The sequence below is a fragment of the Streptomyces sp. NPDC048106 genome (assembly GCF_040706415.1).
GTDB lineage: Bacteria > Actinomycetota > Actinomycetes > Streptomycetales > Streptomycetaceae > Streptomyces.
This window is the reverse complement of sequence record NZ_JBEZND010000020.1, coordinates 69162-86015: the sequence shown is the minus strand read 5'-3', so window position 1 is coordinate 86015 and position 16854 is coordinate 69162. Positions and strand designations below refer to the sequence as shown.

The 16854-nt window shown below is 73.0% G+C and carries 14 protein-coding genes; 9 read left to right on the top strand and 5 right to left on the bottom strand.

Annotated elements, in window-relative coordinates; translation table 11 throughout:
* The first annotated feature begins 191 nt into the window (after positions 1–191).
* The 5 genes from AB0927_RS21290 to AB0927_RS21270 all read left to right on the top strand — a co-directional run bounded on the left by AB0927_RS21290 (position 192) and on the right by AB0927_RS21270 (position 7761).
* Complete coding sequence (locus AB0927_RS21290) at positions 192–797, top strand: RNA polymerase sigma factor (protein ID WP_366669223.1); 606 nt, start codon at positions 192–194, stop codon at positions 795–797.
* Complete coding sequence (locus AB0927_RS21285; RefSeq protein ID WP_366669222.1) at positions 794–1723, top strand: CU044_5270 family protein; 930 nt, start codon at positions 794–796, stop codon at positions 1721–1723. Before AB0927_RS21290 ends, AB0927_RS21285 begins: the two co-directional genes overlap by 4 nt.
* A 104-nt stretch (positions 1724–1827) precedes the next feature.
* Entirely contained in the window at positions 1828–2829 is a 1002-nt protein-coding gene (locus tag AB0927_RS21280; RefSeq protein ID WP_366669221.1) for a Gfo/Idh/MocA family oxidoreductase, read from the top strand.
* 158 nt (positions 2830–2987) lie between these two features.
* Entirely contained in the window at positions 2988–3881 is an 894-nt protein-coding gene (locus AB0927_RS21275; RefSeq protein WP_366669220.1) for a glycosyltransferase, read from the top strand.
* A 562-nt stretch (positions 3882–4443) separates the two neighbouring features.
* Entirely contained in the window at positions 4444–7761 is a 3318-nt protein-coding gene (locus AB0927_RS21270; RefSeq protein WP_366669265.1) for a BTAD domain-containing putative transcriptional regulator, read from the top strand.
* A 57-nt stretch (positions 7762–7818) separates the two neighbouring features.
* Here AB0927_RS21270 and AB0927_RS21265 read toward each other — a convergent pair whose 3' ends face one another.
* Together AB0927_RS21265 and AB0927_RS21260 are read right to left on the bottom strand one after the other, a co-directional pair.
* Entirely contained in the window at positions 7819–9525 is a 1707-nt protein-coding gene (locus AB0927_RS21265) for a bifunctional 3'-5' exonuclease/DNA polymerase (RefSeq protein ID WP_366669219.1), read from the bottom strand.
* 47 nt (positions 9526–9572) lie between these two features.
* Positions 9573–10316, bottom strand: a complete 744-nt coding sequence (locus AB0927_RS21260) for a Clp protease N-terminal domain-containing protein (protein ID WP_366669218.1) — start codon at positions 10314–10316, stop codon at positions 9573–9575.
* A 156-nt stretch (positions 10317–10472) separates the two neighbouring features.
* Between AB0927_RS21260 and AB0927_RS21255 the strand changes: the two genes are divergently transcribed.
* Positions 10473–11582 carry a DUF2786 domain-containing protein gene (locus AB0927_RS21255; protein ID WP_366669217.1) on the top strand — a complete coding sequence of 370 codons (1110 nt, stop codon included), beginning with the start codon at positions 10473–10475 and terminating at the stop codon, positions 11580–11582.
* Positions 11583–11607: 25 nt separating this feature from the next.
* On the opposite strand, the gene AB0927_RS21250 is transcribed toward AB0927_RS21255, so the two are convergent.
* Entirely contained in the window at positions 11608–12129 is a 522-nt protein-coding gene (locus AB0927_RS21250) for a DUF4232 domain-containing protein (RefSeq protein WP_366669264.1), read from the bottom strand.
* A gap of 210 nt (positions 12130–12339) precedes the next feature.
* Positions 12340–12858, bottom strand: coding sequence for a hypothetical protein (locus tag AB0927_RS21245; protein ID WP_366669215.1), 519 nt, complete (start codon positions 12856–12858; stop codon positions 12340–12342).
* Between the two features lie 404 nt (positions 12859–13262).
* Between AB0927_RS21245 and AB0927_RS21240 the strand changes: the two genes are divergently transcribed.
* On the top strand, positions 13263–13532 hold the full coding sequence (locus tag AB0927_RS21240) for a DUF397 domain-containing protein (protein ID WP_366669214.1): 270 nt from the start codon (positions 13263–13265) through the stop codon (positions 13530–13532).
* Positions 13533–13636: 104 nt separating this feature from the next.
* On the opposite strand, the gene AB0927_RS21235 is transcribed toward AB0927_RS21240, so the two are convergent.
* Positions 13637–14134, bottom strand: coding sequence for an ATP-binding protein (locus AB0927_RS21235; RefSeq protein WP_366669213.1), 498 nt, complete (start codon positions 14132–14134; stop codon positions 13637–13639).
* 345 nt (positions 14135–14479) lie between these two features.
* On the opposite strand from AB0927_RS21235, the gene AB0927_RS21230 reads away from it, so the two are divergent.
* Both AB0927_RS21230 and AB0927_RS21225 read left to right on the top strand, forming a co-directional pair.
* On the top strand, positions 14480–15304 hold the full coding sequence (locus AB0927_RS21230; protein WP_366669263.1) for a helix-turn-helix transcriptional regulator: 825 nt from the start codon (positions 14480–14482) through the stop codon (positions 15302–15304).
* A gap of 75 nt (positions 15305–15379) precedes the next feature.
* On the top strand, positions 15380–16840 hold the full coding sequence (locus AB0927_RS21225; RefSeq protein WP_366669212.1) for an aldehyde dehydrogenase family protein: 1461 nt from the start codon (positions 15380–15382) through the stop codon (positions 16838–16840).
* Positions 16841–16854 lie beyond the last annotated feature (14 nt).

Genomic DNA, 16854 nt, shown 5'->3' with positions numbered 1-16854 from the left:
TTTCCGCACGCCCCGCCCGGCGAGCCGCCCCCCCCCACCAGGCGACGCCGATGGCGCCGATGACACCGGTGACGCCAGTGACCCAGTGCCGCGGCGTCGCACGGTGATCCCGCGGTCGGCGCGAACGCTCCGCGCGCCGCGCGACAAGTACAGGGTGAGACCGCCGTCGGGCGGTCGGAGACGGAGACTCCGTGGAACCGGATCACGAGCATCAGAGCGGATGTGACCATGACGCTCTGCTGACGCGCGCCGCCGGCGACCCGGCCGCGTTCGCACCCCTGGTGGAACAGTTCTCGACCGCCCTGCACGGCTACTTCGCCCGGCGAGCGCCCGGCGCGGCCGACGACCTGCTGGCCGACGCCTGGCTCCAGGCCTTCTCGGCGCGGCGCACCTTCGACGCCGCGCGCGGGTCGGCCCGGGGCTGGCTGTTCGGGGTGGCCCGCAACGTCCTGGCCGGGCACATCCGGCGGGCCGAGCGGAACATGACCCTGCCCGAAGCCACCGCCGTCGACCCGTGGCAGGCCGTGGACCAGCGGCTGGACGCCGCCGCCCTGGCCCCCCGGCTGCGCCGGGCGCTGGCCGAACTACCTGCCGAGGAACGGGAGTTGCTGCTGCTGGTGTCCTGGGAGCAGCTGACTCCGACGGAGGCCGCCGCCGTGGTGGGAGTCCCGGCCGGCACGGCTCGTTCCCGCCTGCATCGCGCCCGCGGCCGGCTGCGCGCCTGCCTCGCCCCCGGACACCCCCTGACAGCGGCGCGAACCGCTCCGGCACGTATGGACCGAAAGGAACCGGCATGACCCAGCGACAGGACTTCCTCGACTTCCCGGGCGCCGAGGCGCTCCAGGACGCGGGCCGCGTCGAACCCCCGGCCCCGCGGGTCCTCGCCCACGCGCTGGCGGCCGTCGACGCCGCCGCACGCCAGGAGACCGCGCGGCACCCGGTGGAGGTCCCCCGCCGGCGGCGCTCCTTCGCCCACGGCCGGCGGATCCTCGCGACGGCGGTGGCGGCCGCCGCCGTCGCGGCCGGCGTGGTGGCGTACGGCTCCACGGGCGGCGGGCCGGGCACGGGCCACCCCGCGCCGTCGGCGCGGCAGCCCGTCACCGCCGCCGCCTTCCTGGACCACACCGCCGACGTGGCCTACGCCAGTTCGGTCTCCTCCGGCGCGCGGTACTGGAAGGTGCGCGAGAAGGTCGGCCACACGGGAGCGAAGCCGAATCCCGCGTACGACCTCTACTACGCGCGCTCGATGGACGCCGTCTACATCGTCGCGGACGGCCGGCAGTACAAGAAGTCCGGTCTCTTCGGCTGGCGCCTCGGCCCCAAGGAGCTGAACAACTGGAGTGACCTGGACCGGCTGCCCACCGACCCGGCGAAGCTGGCCGCGTTGATGAACGGCTCCAAGGAGTACGGCGGCCAGTCCGCCTTCCTCCAGGCCGGCTCCCTCCTCGGCGCGTCCCCCGCGAGCCCCGGACTGCGCGCCGGGCTCTACCGGGCGCTCTCCCGCCTGCACGGGGTCAAGCTCGTCGGCACGGTGAAGGACAGCGCCGGCCGCACCGGCACCGAGCTGGTCTTCGACGGCGTCGCCAGCAGCGACCGCATGGTGATCGATCCCAAGACCAGCATGCTGTTGGAGACGACCAGCGTCAGCACGAAGGGCAGCGACCGCGGCACCGCCACGCACGTCACCTATCTGGCCGTCGGCCCCGTCGACAAGATCGGCTGACCGGCACCCCGTCGTGCCGTGAACGGACGCCCCGGGGCCCTGACGGCCCACGGGGCGCCGTCCCGCCGGCCGGTACGGGAACGTTCGTTCGTAGAATCTCGGCCATGACGGAATCCCCCCTGCGATGGGGCATTCTCGGCACCGGATGGATAGCCCAGCGGTTCACCGAGGATCTCCTCCTTCTCCCCGGCCACACGGTCTCCGCCGTCGGCTCCCGTGAACGGCGAACCGCCGAGACCTTCGCCCGGCAGTACGGCGTCGAGCGGGCATGGGACTCGTACGAGCGGCTCGTCGCCGACGACGAGGTCGACGTGGTCTACGTGGCGACGCCGCACACCTACCACCTCGCCCACGCGACCCTCGCGCTCGAAGCCGGCCGGGCGGTGCTGGTGGAGAAGCCGTTCACCGGGAACGCCGCCGACGCACGACGGCTGGTCGAACTCGCGCGCGCCCGGAACCTGTTCGCCATGGAGGCGATGTGGACCCGGTTCAACCCGCTGATCGGCAGGCTGCGGGAGCTGGTGGCCGACGGGGCGATCGGTGACGTCACCGCCGTCCAGGCCGACTTCGGGACCAGCTCGCCGTACGACCCGGCGCACCGCCTGTGGTCCCCCGAACTGGGCGGCGGCGCCCTGCTCGACCTCGGCGTCTACCCGCTGTACTTCGCCTGGATGCTGCTCGGCGCGCCCGCGTCGGTCCAGGCGACCGCCGCCGTCGCGCCGAGCGGCGTCGACGCCAACACCGGGATGCTGCTCGGGTACGACTCCGGTGCCGTCGCGCTGCTGCACTGCGCGCTCACGTCTCAGTCGTCGTGGACCGCGATGGTGACCGGGACCAAGGGCCGCATCGAGGTGCCCTCGCCGTTCTTCGCGCCGCACACCCTGGTGCTGCACCGCGCGGGCGAGGAGCCGGAGACCTTCCGCGCCGACCTGCGCGGCAACGGCTACGTCTACCAGGCGGAGGAGGTCGCCCGTTGTCTGCGGGCCGGTGAGCGGGAGTCGCCGCTGATGCCGCTCGACGAGACCCTCGCCATCCACGGCACCCTCGACACGGTCTTCGCCCAGCTCGCACGGCAGTCCGCGACACCGATCCCCACCCCCAGGTGACAGAGGGCGGTGGGGTCCGTCGAGGACGCCGGACCCCACCGCCCGGGGAACGGGGAAGGGGAGGGCGAACGAACCCGCGGACCTGAGGCAACATCGTGGTGAACGATGGGCGGCGCGCGGTCAGGTCGCGCCGCCGCCGGCCGGATGGGGTGAGGGACGTGGCGGAGCCGAGGATCGCCGTTGCCGTGGTGACGATGGGCAATCGGCCCGCGGAGGTCGACGCCCTGCTGGAGTCCGTGGCCAAGCAGGACCTCGCCCCCGCCCGGATCGTGATCGTCGGCAATGGCTGCCGGCTCCCCGAGTTCGCCCGTCGCCTCTCCCTGCCCGGCGAGGTCACCGCCATCGACGTGGCGGAGAACCTGGGCTGTCCGGGCGGCCGCAACGTCGCCCTCGCCCGGCTGCGCGAGTTCGGGGACGTCGACGTCGTCGTGGAACTGGACGACGACGGGCTGCTTGTCGACGCCGACGTGCTGCGCCGGGTACGGGACCTGTACGCCGCCGACCCGCGCCTCGGCATCGTCGGCTTCCGCATCGCCGACGAACACGGCGAGACGCAGCAGCGGCACGTGCCGAGGATCGGCAAATCCGATCCGATGCGCGGCGGGTACGTCACCGGGTTCCTGGGCGGCGGCCACGCCCTGCGCATGGCCATGCTGGCCGAGACCGGGGACTGGCCGGCCGAGTTCTTCTTCGCGCACGAGGAGACCGACCTCGCCTGGCGGGCCGCCGACGCCGGCTGGAAGATCCGTTACGTGCCCGAACTGCTGCTCCAGCACCCCAAGACCTCCCCGGCCCGGCACGCCATCTACTACCGCGTCAACGCCCGCAATCGCGTCTGGCTCGTCCGGCGCCGGCTGCCGCTCGCGCTCATCCCGGTGCACCTCGGGGTGTGGACGCTGCTCACCCTCGCCCGCGTCCGTTCCGCGGCCGGGCTCAGGGCGTGGTTCGGCGGGTTCGTGGAGGGGGTGCGGGAGCCGGCCGGTGAGCGCCGCGCGATGCGCTGGCGGACGGTGCTGCGTCTCACGAGGCTGGGGCGCCCGCCCGTGCTCTGACGGGCGCGCGGGCCGGCGTGCGAAGGCGGGACGGGGCCCCGGCCGTTCACCTCCGCCGACCGGGACCACCCACGTCCCCGGATCCGACCTGCGGCGACACTCCCCCGAGTTACGCGTTTGACGCGCGCGCCGTCGGGCCGGTTCCGATGGAATGATCACATCAACTCTCACCAACGGATCGCTAACATGTGGCCAATGGTTCCTCGGCGGGCCACGGTCCAGATGGCCGGAACTCGCCAGGTGACAGCGGCAGCAGAAGGAAGGGCGGTCCGCCAACTGGTCCTCCGACCAGCAGTTGACCAGGACCGGCCGCCACGTGGACGGCAGTAGGGCCGGTCACGGAAGGTGGCGGGAAATCGTCAGCCGCGGGATGGATTTCCGCCAGAGTACGGCGGGCGTGCGCCCGCCGCGGAGCACGGTCGGCCCCGACCGCGCGGGAAGGCAGTGGAGCGGCGTGAAAGGGCGGCGCGAGCTGCGGTTCGGACTGCTGGGTCCGCCGGTCCTCTATGACTTCCCGTCGTACGGCGACCCGGCCGACCCGCGCGGGACCCGGCCGCACGAGATGTCCTACGACGCCCTCGACGGCGCGGTCCGTGCCATCGGCAGCCCCAAGATGCGCGTCCTGCTCACCGTGCTGCTGCTGGAGCCCGGCCGGGTCGTGTCGGTCGAGTCGCTGAAGGACGCGCTGTGGGGCGGGGCGCCGCCGGCCTCCGCGCAGGCGTCCCTGCACAACCACGTCACCCGGCTGCGCCGGCTGCTGGACGACCCCGACCGGCTCAGATCCGTACCGCCGGGCTATCTGCTGCGCGTCGACCAGGGCGAGTTGGACGTGCACGTGTTCGATGCCCTGGTCGCCGACGCCCGCGTCGCGCACGCCCGGCGCGACTGGCCGAGTGTCGTGAAGGCCTGCACGAGCGCGCTCGCCCTGTGGCGCGGCACCCCGCTCAGCGGACTGCCCGACCTCAGCGGCCGCATCCTGGTGTCGCGCCTACAGGAGGCGCGGCTGCTGCTGTTGGAATGGCGCTACGACGCCGAACTCGCCCTCGGCGGTGCGCGACCGGCGGCGCTCGTCCCCGAGCTGGCGGCCCTCGTCGCCGAGCATCCGCTCCGCGAGCGGTACCACCGCCAGCTGATGCTCGCCCTGCACCGCACCGGCCGCCAGGCCGAGGCCCTCGCCGTCCACCGCGATCTGCGCGCCCGCCTGATCGAGGAACTCGGCGTCGAACCCGGCCCCGCCATCCGCGAGGCGCACGTCGAGGTGCTGCGGGGGAGCGGCGAGCGGCCCTCGGGCGACGAGACCGGGAAGCCGTGGGAACCGGCCGGGGAGGACGCGGCCACTGCCGTGGTTTCACGCGAGGACGAGCGCGAAGGCGACCGCGGGTGCGCGCACAAGGACGAGCGTGGCTGCGCGTACAAGGACGACCTCGGGCGTGCGGACAAGGGTGACCACGACGGCGGCCACCAGGACGAACACGACAGCGAGCACGAAGGCGAACACGACCGCGAACACCCCCGCGACGGCGAACACGATGGCCGCGACCGCGACGGCGAACACCATGGCCGCGATCGCGATCGCGATCGCGACCGGGACCGCGACCGGGACCGCGACCGGGACCGCGAAGGTGACGCGGCCCCACCGCAGCCCCCGCACACCCCCCACCTCCCCCCGCCCCCCGCGCAACTGCCGTCCCCGCCCGCCCACTTCACCGGTCGTGCCGACGCCCACCGCGCCCTGCGGCACGCGCTGACCGAGTCGGCCGGGTCGGCGCCGGCCGTCGCCGTGGTCTCCGGCATGGCGGGCGTCGGCAAGAGCGCGCTCGCCCTCCAGGTCGCCCATGAGCTGCGGGGACGCTTTCCAGGCGGCCAGCTCTACGTCAACCTCCACGGCGCCACGCCCGGCATGCCCCCGCTGAGCCCCGCGCACGCGCTCGCCACGCTGCTGCGGGATCTCGGGGTCGAGCCCCGCAACGTGCCCGAACACCCGGACGCGGCCGCCGCCCTGCTCCGCTCCCTGCTCGCCCCCGCCCGCATCCTGCTGGTCCTGGACGACGCGGCCGACGCCGCCCAGGTGCGGCCCCTGCTCCCGGCCGGCCCCGGCTGCTCGGTGATCGTCACCAGCCGCTCGCCGCTGACCACCCTCGACGGCGCCCGGCGCTTCCCGCTCGCGCCCCTGACCGGTGAGGACAGCGCGGCCCTGCTGCGCGCGTTGAGCGGTCGCGCGGTACTGGACGCCGGGCACCCCCTGGTCGAGCTGACCGGCGGGCTGCCGCTGGCCCTGCGCGTGGTCGCGGCCCGGCTCGCCGCCCGGCGCGCGCTCACCCCGGACGCGCTCGCCGGCCAACTGGCCGCCAGCGGAGGCCGGCTGCGGCACCTGGAGTACGACGACCTCAGCGTCCGGCGCTCCCTCGCCGTCGCCCATGACGCCCTCGCCGTCGCCGCACGCGAGGCCGACCGGGACGCGGCCCTCGTCCTGCGCCGCGTCGGCGCGCTCGACCTGCCGACCTACGGTGCCCCCCTCATCGCCCGCCTCGCCGGCATCGACGCGCGCCGCGCCGAGGCCGCCCTGGACCGCCTCGTGGACGTGGCCCTCCTGGAGGAGACGGCCTACGGCCGCTACACCCCGCACGACCTGGTCCGCGAGTACGCCCGTGAACTGGCCGAAGGCGAGGGCGAGTTCCGTGCGGCCGCGGTCCCGGCCCGGTCCGCTCCCGTCGCGGGTCCGGCGCACGCGCGTACCCGGCACGGCACACCCCCCGACCTCACCGCCCTTTGCTGGTACGCCGCCGTGGCCGAGCGCGTGCTCGTCGCCATCGTGGAACCCGGCCTCGATCTGGACGACCGGCGGCGGCCGACCTCCGCGCAGCCGGCGGAGCACGCCGCCGCCGTGGCCGGGATGTGCTCCTTCGAGTCGGCCGCGCACGCGTGCGCCTGGGGCGAGACGGAACTGGAGAACGTGGTCGCGCTGGTGGCGCGCAACGCCGACTCGGCCGATCCGCGCAGGCTGGCCCACCTCTCGGTGCTGGGGCGCCTGCTCTTTCCGTATGTGCAGCGCAGCGGCCGGGTCACCGAGATGGAGGTGCTCGGGCGGGCCGCGCTCGGCGCGGCGCGGCGACTCGGGGACGAGGCGGCGCAGGCGTACGCGCTTGGGGATCTCGCGGGCCTGCACTTCCTGACCGGCCGGCACAACGACGCCCTCGCGCTGACCGACCGCTGCCTGGAAAGCTGGCGCCGGCTCGGCGTGCCCAGCCGCATCCGGCGCTGTCTGAACAACCGGGGGCTGCTGCTGGAGGGGCTCGGCCGGTTCGCGGAGTCCGAGGAGGCGCTGCGGCAGAGCCTGTCCTACTCGCGGCTGCTGGACGACACCTTCGGCGAGGCCGTCACCCACAGCCATCTCGGCAACCTCTACGAACACACCGACCCGCGCGCCGCCATCGAGCAGCACCGGCGCTCGCTGGCGATCGGGGAGTCGACCGATGCCGTCATCCTGCGCTACACCGCGCACTGCAACATCGGATACGCCCACCTCAGGCTCGACGAACCGGCCGCCGCCGCCCGGCACTTCGAGCAGAGCCTGCGCATCCTCGGCGGGCACAGCGACTGGCACGGCGAGTCCCAGATCCGGCTCGGGCTGGTCCGCGCGCTGCGGCGGCTGGGGGAGAGCGAGCGGGCGTACACCGAGTGCGGCGAGCTGCTGCGCCGCGCCGATGTCCGTGCCGACCGCTACACGGGCGGTCTGGCCCGCCACCAGCACGGCCTCCTGCTGCACGCACGCGGCCGGCACCCGGAGGCCCACGCCGCCTGGCGCACCGCCCTCGCCGCGCTGACCGGCACGGACGAGCAGGCGGTGGTGACCGAACTGCGCGAACTGCTGGCCGGCTGAACCGGCCGGCAGCGGGCGGCCGTCCGGCGCCGGCCCGCGCCGGTCGCGCGCGCCGGCCTACTTGGCGTCCGCATAACACTCCACCACCGCCGTCGTGAACGGGAACCGCACCGGCGTCTCGCCGAAGGTCAGCCGGCCGGCGAGGGCGGCCGCGTCGCGGATGGCCGCCACGACGAGGCCGGCCTCCTCGGCGGGGCAGTGCACGATCACCTCGTCGTGCTGGAAGAAGACCAGCTCGGCCCGGAGGCCGGCGCAGGCCTGGCGCAGCGCGGCGAGCAGCAGCAGGGCCCAGTCGGCGGCGCTGCCCTGGACGACGAAGTTGCGCGCGAAACGGCCCCGCGCGCGGGAGTTGGCCGAGGCGTAGCCCGGAACCCAGGCCGCCTGGCCGCCGGCCGGGGACTCTCCTTCGTCCTCCCCGAGCTCCATGGGGATGCCCGCCTCCTCCGCCGCGTCCTCGGCGGAGCCCGCGGCCGGCGGGCAGGTGCGGCCCAGCCAGGTGCGCACCAGCCGGCCCTCCTCACCCGCCCGCGCCGCGTCGTCGACGTAGGCGACGGCCTTCGGGAAGCGGCGGCGCAGCGCGGCGAGGTTCTTCAGGCCGTCACCGGAGGTCTGGCCGTAGACCGCGCCGAGCACGGCCAGTTTGGCCTGGTCGCGGTCGCCGGAGAAGGCGCGGTCGGAGACCGCCTGGTAGAGGTCGCTCTCGCGGCCCGCGACCTCCATCAGGCCGGGGTCACGGGAGATCGCGGCCAGCACCCGCGGCTCCATCTGGTCGGCGTCGGCCACCACCAGCCGCCAGCCGGGGTCGGCGACCACGGCCCGGCGGATCACCTTGGGGATCTGCAGGGCGCCCCCGCCGTGGGTCACCCAGCGCCCGGTGACCGTACCGCCGGCCTGGAACTCCGGGCGGAAGCGGCCCTCGCGCACCCAGTCCTGGAGCCAGGACCAGCCGTGGGCCACCCAGATGCGGTACAGCCTCTTGTACGCGAGGAGCGGGGCGACGGCCGGGTGGTCGAGGGACTGGATCTCCCAGCGGCGGGTGGACCTCACCTTGATCCCGGCCTCCGCGAAGGCCTTGACCACGTCGGCTGGCAGGTCGGGACGGACCCGGCGGCCGAACGCGGCGGAGACCTCGTCCGCCAGTTCCGCGAGGCGGCGCGGCTCGCCCCCGCCCGCGTACCGCTCGCCGAGCAGGTCGCGCAGGAGCTCGCGGTGGACCTCGGCGCTCCAGGGCAGCCCGGAGTGGTTCATCTCGGCGGCCACCAGCGTGCCGGCCGACTCGGCGGCGGTCAGCAGCCGCATCCGGCCGGGGTCGGCCGTCTTCTCGTGCCGTCGCTGCTGCTCCGCGTAGACGGTGAGGAGGTCGGCCAGGGGGAGCTGGGTGCCGGTGGGTTCGAACAGCGGGGACTGGGCGCCCGGTGCGGCCGCCCGCTGGGGTGGGTCGGGGGGTACGGGGCCGCCCCGGAGGCGGGCCAGGGCGGCGGCGGCCGAGCGTGGTTCGCCGTACCGCCCCTCGTGGCCCAGCAGGAGGGTCTCGGCGACCTCGATGTCGTAGCACCGCTCCACTCGCACCCCCGTGGCGAGCAGACGCGGGTAGACGTCGGCGGTCGACCGCCACACCCAACGCGTCACCTCCGGGCGGCTCCGCACCGCCCCGGCGGGATCCCGCTCCCGCCGCACCGGTCCGGCGGGCAGCCCGTCCGGGCCGAGGGGGGCGACGTCCACGCCACCGTCCTCGGCCGGAGCGAGTGCCCACCGGTCGGCCATGACGTGAGTGTGGCAGGCGGCACTGACAATCGCCGTGACCTGCGGTTTCAGTCCTCGGTGGGGGTTTCCGAGTGCTTCTCCAGGAGCAGCGCGAGGACCTTGGCCAGGTACTCCTCGGCCGCGGGCTTGGTGATGCCGAGCCCGCTGAGGACGCCCGCGCCGTTCTCGTGCTCCAGCAGGGCCAGCAGGAGGTGCTCGGTGCCGATGTAGTTGTGCCCGAGCCGGAGGGCCTCGCGGAAGGTGAGTTCGAGGACCTTCTTGGCCTCGGGGCCGTAGGGGATGAGGTCGGGGACCTGTTCGGCCGCGGGCGGCAGCGCGGCGGTCGCGGCCTGGCGTACGGCGTCCAGCGGGACGTCCTGCGCGGTGATCGCCTTCGCGGCGAGGCCCTCCGGCTCGGACAGCAGCCCGAGGACCAGGTGCTCGGGGCGGCCCTCCGGAGTGTGGGCGGCCACCGCCTCGTTGTGCGCGGCCATCACCACGTTCCGCGCGCGGGGGGTGTAACGGCTGAAGGCCTGGGAGGGGTCGAGGTCGGCGGACTCCTTCGGCACGAACCGCTTCTGGGCCGCCTGCCGGGTCACGCCCATGCTCTTGCCGATCTCGGTCCAGGACGCGCCGGAACGGCGGGCCTGGTCCACGAAGTGCCCGATCAGATGGTCCGCCACGTCGCCGAGGTGATCGGCCGCGATCACCGCGCCCTGTAGCTGGTCGAGGGGTTCGGGATGAACCTTCTTGATGGCCTCGATGAGGTCGTCGAGGCGCACGGAAGCCGTGATGTTCGGATTGGTCGCCATGTGTCAACCGTAGGTTGCGCCCTGGGCAGTGTCAACCAACGGTTGACAGTCCGCCGAAGTTCGGCCGGACTCCGCGCGGCGCAGGTCCGGAGTTTTATCCACAGGCTGTGGACAGCGCCGGGCGTGCTGTCGGCGGGGCATGGCACGATCGGCGGTGTGACCAGTTCTGCCAGCACGGTCGAGCGGGCCTTCAGGGCCGCGCTCTACGACGACACCGACACCGGCCTCGACACGGGCGCCTCCCTGCTCGCCGCCGACCCCGCCGCGGACGCCGAACTCGCCCTGCGGGGCGAGGAGTTCGTGGCGACCGCGTGGCGGCGCGGCTGGCAGCCCGCCGACGTCATACGGCTGGTGCGGCGCGAGCTGGAGCCGTCGCACGCACACCTGGCCGCCGCGCTGATCCGGGCGCAGTCCGGCCGGGACCGGCCGCGCGGGCGCCGCTGGACCGCCCAGTTCGCCGAGCTGCCCGAGGGACCCGCGCGCGGAGCCGACCGCTTCTCCCATGCCTCCGCCGTTCTGGAGCTGTACCGCCTGCTGCTGCGCCTGCCCTCCCTCGAACCCCTGGAGGAGGAGACCCGCCGCGCCCACGACCCCGCCGCCGCCCGGCTGCTCGGCCGCATCCGCGCGCTGCTCGCCAAGGCCGAGGCGACCGGCTACCCGGAGGAGGCCGAGGCGCTGACCGCCAAGGCGCAGGAGCTGATGGCCCGGCACAGCGTGGACGAGGCGTTGCTGGCCGCCGCGGCGCCCGCGCCGGACGCGCCCGGCGCCTGCCGGATAGGCGTCGAGCCGCCCTACGAACAGGCCAAGGCCGTGCTGCTGGACGCCGTGGCCACCGCCAACCACTGCCGCGCGGTGTGGAACGAACCGTTCTGCTTCTCCACCGTCGTCGGCTTCGAGGGGGACCTGGAGGCGGTCGAACTCCTCTACACCTCGCTGCTGGTGCAGGCCACGCACGCCATGACCAGGGCCGAGGCGGGCCAGCGGGCCGCCGGACGCAAGCGCACCAAGACCTTCCGGCAGTCCTTCCTCGCCGCCTACGCCCACCGGGTCGGCGCCCGGCTCGCGGCCGCCGCCGAGAGTCAGGTCACCCAGGATCTGCTGCCGGTGCTGGCCACGCGGGAGACGGCCGTCGCCGGCCGACTGGAGCGGATGTTCCCGGAGACCACCACCACCCGGCTGCGCGGGGTGAGTGACGCGGCGGGCTGGACGGAGGGCGCGGCCGCCGCGGACCGAGCCCAGGTCAGGGCGCGGCCACGGCTGGAGTGAGGCGCGGCCCGGATGCTCCCGGAAGTCAGTCGCCGGCCTGCTGGAAGGTGCTGACGGAGGCGTTCGGCTTGGTCCGGGCGCCCTGGCCGGCGATCGGGCCGTACTTCCAGGGGAAGCTCTGCACCGTGTCGCCGCCCGGCAGGGTGATCTTCAGCTCGGTGGCCGCGAGGCTGGTGGCGTCTCCGTCCTTGCCGCGCACGTAGCCGATGGTGAAGGTCGCGGCGTCGCCCTTGGCGAGCTTCAGCGTCTGCGCGTTCGCGCCCTTCTGCGCGGGCAGCTTCGCGCTCACGCCGTCCTCGCTCAGGGTGACGCCGGGGAAGTTCGCCAGCGTGCAGGTCTTGCTCTGGTTGGTGATGCTGACCGGCACCTCGCCGGCGTCACCCGCCGCCGGTGCCACGCTCGCCGCCCCGACCTGGAGGGACACCCCGCCGCCGAGCCGGCAGGCCGAGCTGTCCTTGCCGCCGCTGCCGCCGCTCCCCCCGCCGTTGCAGGCGGTCAGCAGCAGGGCGGCGGCAACGGCGGTGACGGTGAGCGGAATGGCGCGCATGAGCAGTCCCATCGAGGTCGTGACGGTGCCCCAGCATCATCGCGCCTGGACGACCACCCCGTTCGCGCGCCCCTCGCAAATCACCGCTTCAGGTGCTTCCCGGCGAAAACGCACCTCGGCGAAAGGGGCGTCGCCGCGCTGAAAGGAGCGTCACCGCGGCGAATGGGGCGTCACCGTAGTGAAAGAGGCGTCACCGTAGTGAAAGACGTGTCACTGCGCCGCGGCGGTCGGCAGCCCGGACGGCAGCTTGCCGCCCTCCGCCTTGGTGTACGTCTCCTGGCCCACCTTGCCCGACCAGGTCACCTTCATGGAGGTGCCGTCGACCGAGTCGACCATCCCGGTGGTGCGGTCCTTGCCGCCCTTCGCGCAGGTCAGGTGGATCATCTGCATGCCGGACTCGGTGCCCGCGGTGCCGCTGCACACCGTCCCGCCGGTCGCGAAGATCCCGGCCTGCTTGCCGGTGATCACCAGGGCCACGATGGTGCCGCCGTTGGTGGCCAGCCAGCTGCCCTGGAGCTTGTCGGAGGCGCCGCTCACGCCGGAGCCGCCCGCGGTCGAGGACGGCGCGGGGTCGGCGGTCGCCGTGTTCGACGGGGTCGTCAAGTGCTGGTCGCCGGCGCTGTCGCCGCCACCGCCGCCGCACGCCGTCAGCGCCAGAGCGCCCGCCAGCCCCGCGGCCAGGGCCGCGATCCGCACCCGTGTACTGGTCGAAGCAGTCGCCGAAGTCACGTCAGGCTCCCCAAGCTGTAGCGTCCGTCCGCCGCCCTCGGCCGGACGGCCCGCAGCAAGCTATCAGCCGCCGTCGCCGGGGGACTTCCACGAGCCGGGACTTCCCTGTCCGGGACCGAAAATCGGCGTGGAGCCCGGACGCTGGAACAGTAAGGGCCCGGAACGCGTCTCTTACTTGGCGTGTACTGCCCGCTTCGGGGCAGACGCTGAACGGCTTCGGTGAAACGGCGGCATACGGCCGCACATCGTCAGGTAAAGCGCGCGTCAAGGCTGTAACCGAGAGAACACCCCGCGTGCACGTGCATTTGCTCGTGCAGTTGCACGTGACGTGGGGGTTATGATCCAGGTCAGTTGACCACCGCATCTATGGCCTCACCAGCCAGTGCACCACCGGGGAGCGACCTGTGGACCGCGACGTTGACGGCGTGTTCGGGGGGTACGACGTGTACAACGGCATGGCTGCCACGCAGCTGGACGGAGTGGCCTGGCAGAAGAGCAGGCACAGCAACTCGCAGGGGTCGTGCGTGGAGTTCGCGCGGTTGCCGGGCGGTGATGTGGCCGTACGCAACTCACGCTTCCCGGACGGGCCGGCGCTGGTCTACACGCGCGCCGAGATAGAGGCGATGCTGCTCGGGGTCAAGGACGGCGAGTTCGACCACCTGATCGCGAGCTGACGTCGCCCTCCGGCGGTCCGGCCGGAGGGCGACGGGTCTGGGACCGGCCGGGTGACCGGGATGGAGTGACGCGCGTAGACGGGCAGCCCGACGGCGCCGGGAGGTCAGGCCGGCGGGTTCACGCGGAACATGGCCCAGACGAGCTTCCCCTCCAGCGGCCCGGCCAGCGGATGCCAGCCCCAGCCGTCCGCGAAGGAGTCGACCAGGAAGAGGCCCCGGCCGGACTCGGCGGCGAAGTCGTCGGAGTCCCGCGGTACCGGCGTCTCGTGGCTCGGGTCGCGCACCGCGCAGACCAGCCGCTCGGCCCACCGCATCAGGTGCAGCCGTACCGGCGCGGTGTGCTCGTCCGGACCCGCGTGCTCGCCGGGCAGCGCGTGCCGCAGCGCGTTGGTGACCAGTTCGGAGACGACCAGACAGATGTCGTCGAAGCGGTCGCCCACGCCCCACTGGTCGAGGGTGTCCCGGGTGAATCGCCGCGCCTCGCGCACCGCTTCGTACCGCGCCGGCAGAGCGCAGGACGCGGCACTGGACACGGCCGCGGGGTCCAACGGCGGAAGGCCCTGCCGTAACGGCTTGAGCATGGTCGATCCATTCGTCCCCATGCGAGGCACTCCCGGGAATTCGCGGTCGTTGCGATGCAGCGGTGGCGCGCCACCATGGTTTCGGATGGGAAGAGCAGATGCAAGGGCAGATGCACGTGCACGCGACCGAAATGGACAGTCCCGTACCGCTTCTTGGCCATTTTTTCTGCCACCTTCATGACGGTCCCCGCCAGTGGTCCGGTCCTCCGCCCCTTTCCCGCCTGCCGCGAACGGCCCCGCGCTCTCCGTTTCCGTAATCGAACGAGTACTGCCTGGAGCGTTTTAGTGGCAGACTTCGGGCCCTGAAGACGGTTGGGGAGGCTGGCGAACGTGAGCGCGGGAGAGCCCGGATCGGTGGTGCGGCGGATGCTGCTCGGCTCGCAACTCAGGCGACTGCGTGAAGCTCGGGGGATCACGCGCGAGGCGGCGGGGTATTCGATCCGGGCGTCCGAGTCGAAGATCAGCCGGATGGAGCTGGGCCGGGTGAGCTTCAAGACGAGGGACGTCGAAGACCTGCTGACGCTGTACGGCATCACGGACGAGGCGGAGCGCCAGTCGCTGCTGTCCCTCGCCCGCGAGGCCAACGTGGCGGGCTGGTGGCACAGCTACAGCGACGTCCTGCCCAACTGGTTCCCCACCTACGTGGGCCTGGAGGGCGCCGCCGCGCTGATCCGCGTCTACGAGGTGCAGTTCGTGCACGGTCTGCTCCAGACCGAGGAGTACGCCCGCGCGGTGGTCCGGCGCGGCATGAAGGGCGCGAGCACCGAGGACGTCGAACGGCGGGTCGCGCTGCGCCTGGAGCGCCAGAAGTACCTGTTCTCCGACAACGCCCCCGAGTTCCACATCGTCCTGGACGAGGCCGCCCTGCGCCGCCCCTACGGCGACCGCGGGGTGATGCGCGGCCAGCTCCAGCACCTCATCGACGTCTCCGAGCGGCCCAACGTGCGGCTCCAGGTGATGCCGTTCAGCTTCGGCGGGCACTCCGGCGAGAGCGGTGCCTTCACCATCCTCAGCTTCCCCGAGTCCGACCTCTCCGACGTCGTCTACCTGGAGCAGCTGACCAGTGCCCTGTACCTCGACAAGCGCGAGGACGTGGCCCAGTACGAGCAGGCGCTGAAGGAGTTGCAGCAGGACAGCCCGGGCCCCGACGAGAGCCGCGATCTTCTGCGGGGACTGCTTCAACTCTCTTAACTGACAAGTAGTATGACGCATGATCAGACTCAGACCGTGGCCGGGATCCGGCTCCGCTAGTGATTGAGGGATCACATGTCGTCCTACTTCAGCGACCTTGCCCAGCAGTACATCGACGGCGAATGGCGACCGGGCAGCGGTTCCTGGGACGTCATCGACTTCAACCCCTACGACAACGAGAAGCTGGCCTCGATCACGGTGGCCACCGTCGAGGAGGTCGACCAGGCCTACCAGGCCGCCGCGCGCGCCCAGAAGGCATGGGCCGACACCAACCCGTACGCCCGGCGCGCGGTGTTCGAGCGGGTGCTGAGACTCGTGGAGGACCGCGAGCAGGAGATAGCCGACCTGATCATCGCGGAGCTCGGCGGCACCCGGGTGAAGGCCGGCTTCGAGCTGCACCTCGCCAAGGAGTTCCTGCGCGAGTCCATCCACCTGGCGCTGCGCCCCGAGGGCAGGATCCTGCCGTCCCCGGGTGAGGGCAAGGAGAACCGCGTCTACCGGGTGCCGGTGGGCGTCGTGGGCGTGATCAGCCCCTTCAACTTCCCCTTCCTGCTGTCGCTGAAGTCCGTGGCCCCGGCGCTCGCGCTCGGCAACGCCGTGGTGCTCAAGCCGCACCAGAACACCCCGATCGCCGGCGGCACGCTGATCGCCCGGCTCTTCGAGGACGCCGGGCTTCCCGGCGGGCTGCTCAACGTCGTCGTCACCGACATCGCCGAGATCGGCGACGCGTTCATCGAGCACCCCGTCCCGAAGGTCATCTCCTTCACCGGCTCCGACCAGGTGGGCCGGCACGTCGCCACCGTCTGCGCCGCCAACTTCAAGCGCTCGGTGCTCGAACTGGGCGGCAACAGCGCGCTGGTGGTGCTGGACGACGCCGACCTCGACTACGCGGTGGACGCGGCGGTCTTCAGCCGGTTCGTGCACCAGGGGCAGGTCTGCATGGCCGCCAACCGGGTCCTCGTGGACCGGTCGGTCGCCGACGAGTTCACCGAGAAGTTCGTCGCCAAGGTGCGCACGCTCAAGGTGGGCGACCCGCGCGACCCGGAGACCGTCATCGGCCCGGTGATCAACTCCGCGCAGGCGAACGCCGTTTCGGGCGTGGTCGAGCAGGCGCTCGCGGAGGGCGCGACGGCCCTGGTGCACGGCGGTACGACCGACAACCTGGTCGAGCCCTCGGTGCTCACCGGGGTCCCGGCCGACTCCCCGCTGCTCCAGCAGGAGGTGTTCGGGCCGGTCGTCTTCCTCGTCCCGTTCGACGGCGAGGAGGAGGCGGTGCGGCTCGTCAACGACACTCCGTACGGCCTCAGCGGCGCCGTCCACACCGGGAACATCGAGCGGGGCGTCGCCTTCGCCCAGCGGATCGACACCGGCATGTTCCACGTGAACGACGGCACCGTGCACGACGAGCCGATCGTGCCGTTCGGCGGCGAGAAGCACTCCGGGGTCGGCCGGCTCAACGGTGAGACCACGCTGGAGGCGTTCACCACGGTCAAGTGGATCTCGGTCCAGCACGGGCGCAGCGGCTTCCCGTTCTGAGCCCTGCCCGTCCC

Coding starts and splice junctions, on each gene's coding strand:
- AB0927_RS21285 (WP_366669222.1), top strand. CDS start 794: ATGACCCAGCGACAGGACTTCCTCGACTTCCCGGGCGCCGAGGCGCTC.
- AB0927_RS21280 (WP_366669221.1), top strand. CDS start 1,828: ATGACGGAATCCCCCCTGCGATGGGGCATTCTCGGCACCGGATGGATA.
- AB0927_RS21270 (WP_366669265.1), top strand. CDS start 4,444: ATGTCCTACGACGCCCTCGACGGCGCGGTCCGTGCCATCGGCAGCCCC.
- AB0927_RS21265 (WP_366669219.1), bottom strand. CDS start 9,525: ATGGCCGACCGGTGGGCACTCGCTCCGGCCGAGGACGGTGGCGTGGAC.
- AB0927_RS21260 (WP_366669218.1), bottom strand. CDS start 10,316: ATGGCGACCAATCCGAACATCACGGCTTCCGTGCGCCTCGACGACCTC.
- AB0927_RS21250 (WP_366669264.1), bottom strand. CDS start 12,129: ATGCGCGCCATTCCGCTCACCGTCACCGCCGTTGCCGCCGCCCTGCTG.
- AB0927_RS21235 (WP_366669213.1), bottom strand. CDS start 14,134: ATGGGGACGAATGGATCGACCATGCTCAAGCCGTTACGGCAGGGCCTT.
- AB0927_RS21230 (WP_366669263.1), top strand. CDS start 14,480: ATGCTGCTCGGCTCGCAACTCAGGCGACTGCGTGAAGCTCGGGGGATC.
- AB0927_RS21225 (WP_366669212.1), top strand. CDS start 15,380: ATGTCGTCCTACTTCAGCGACCTTGCCCAGCAGTACATCGACGGCGAA.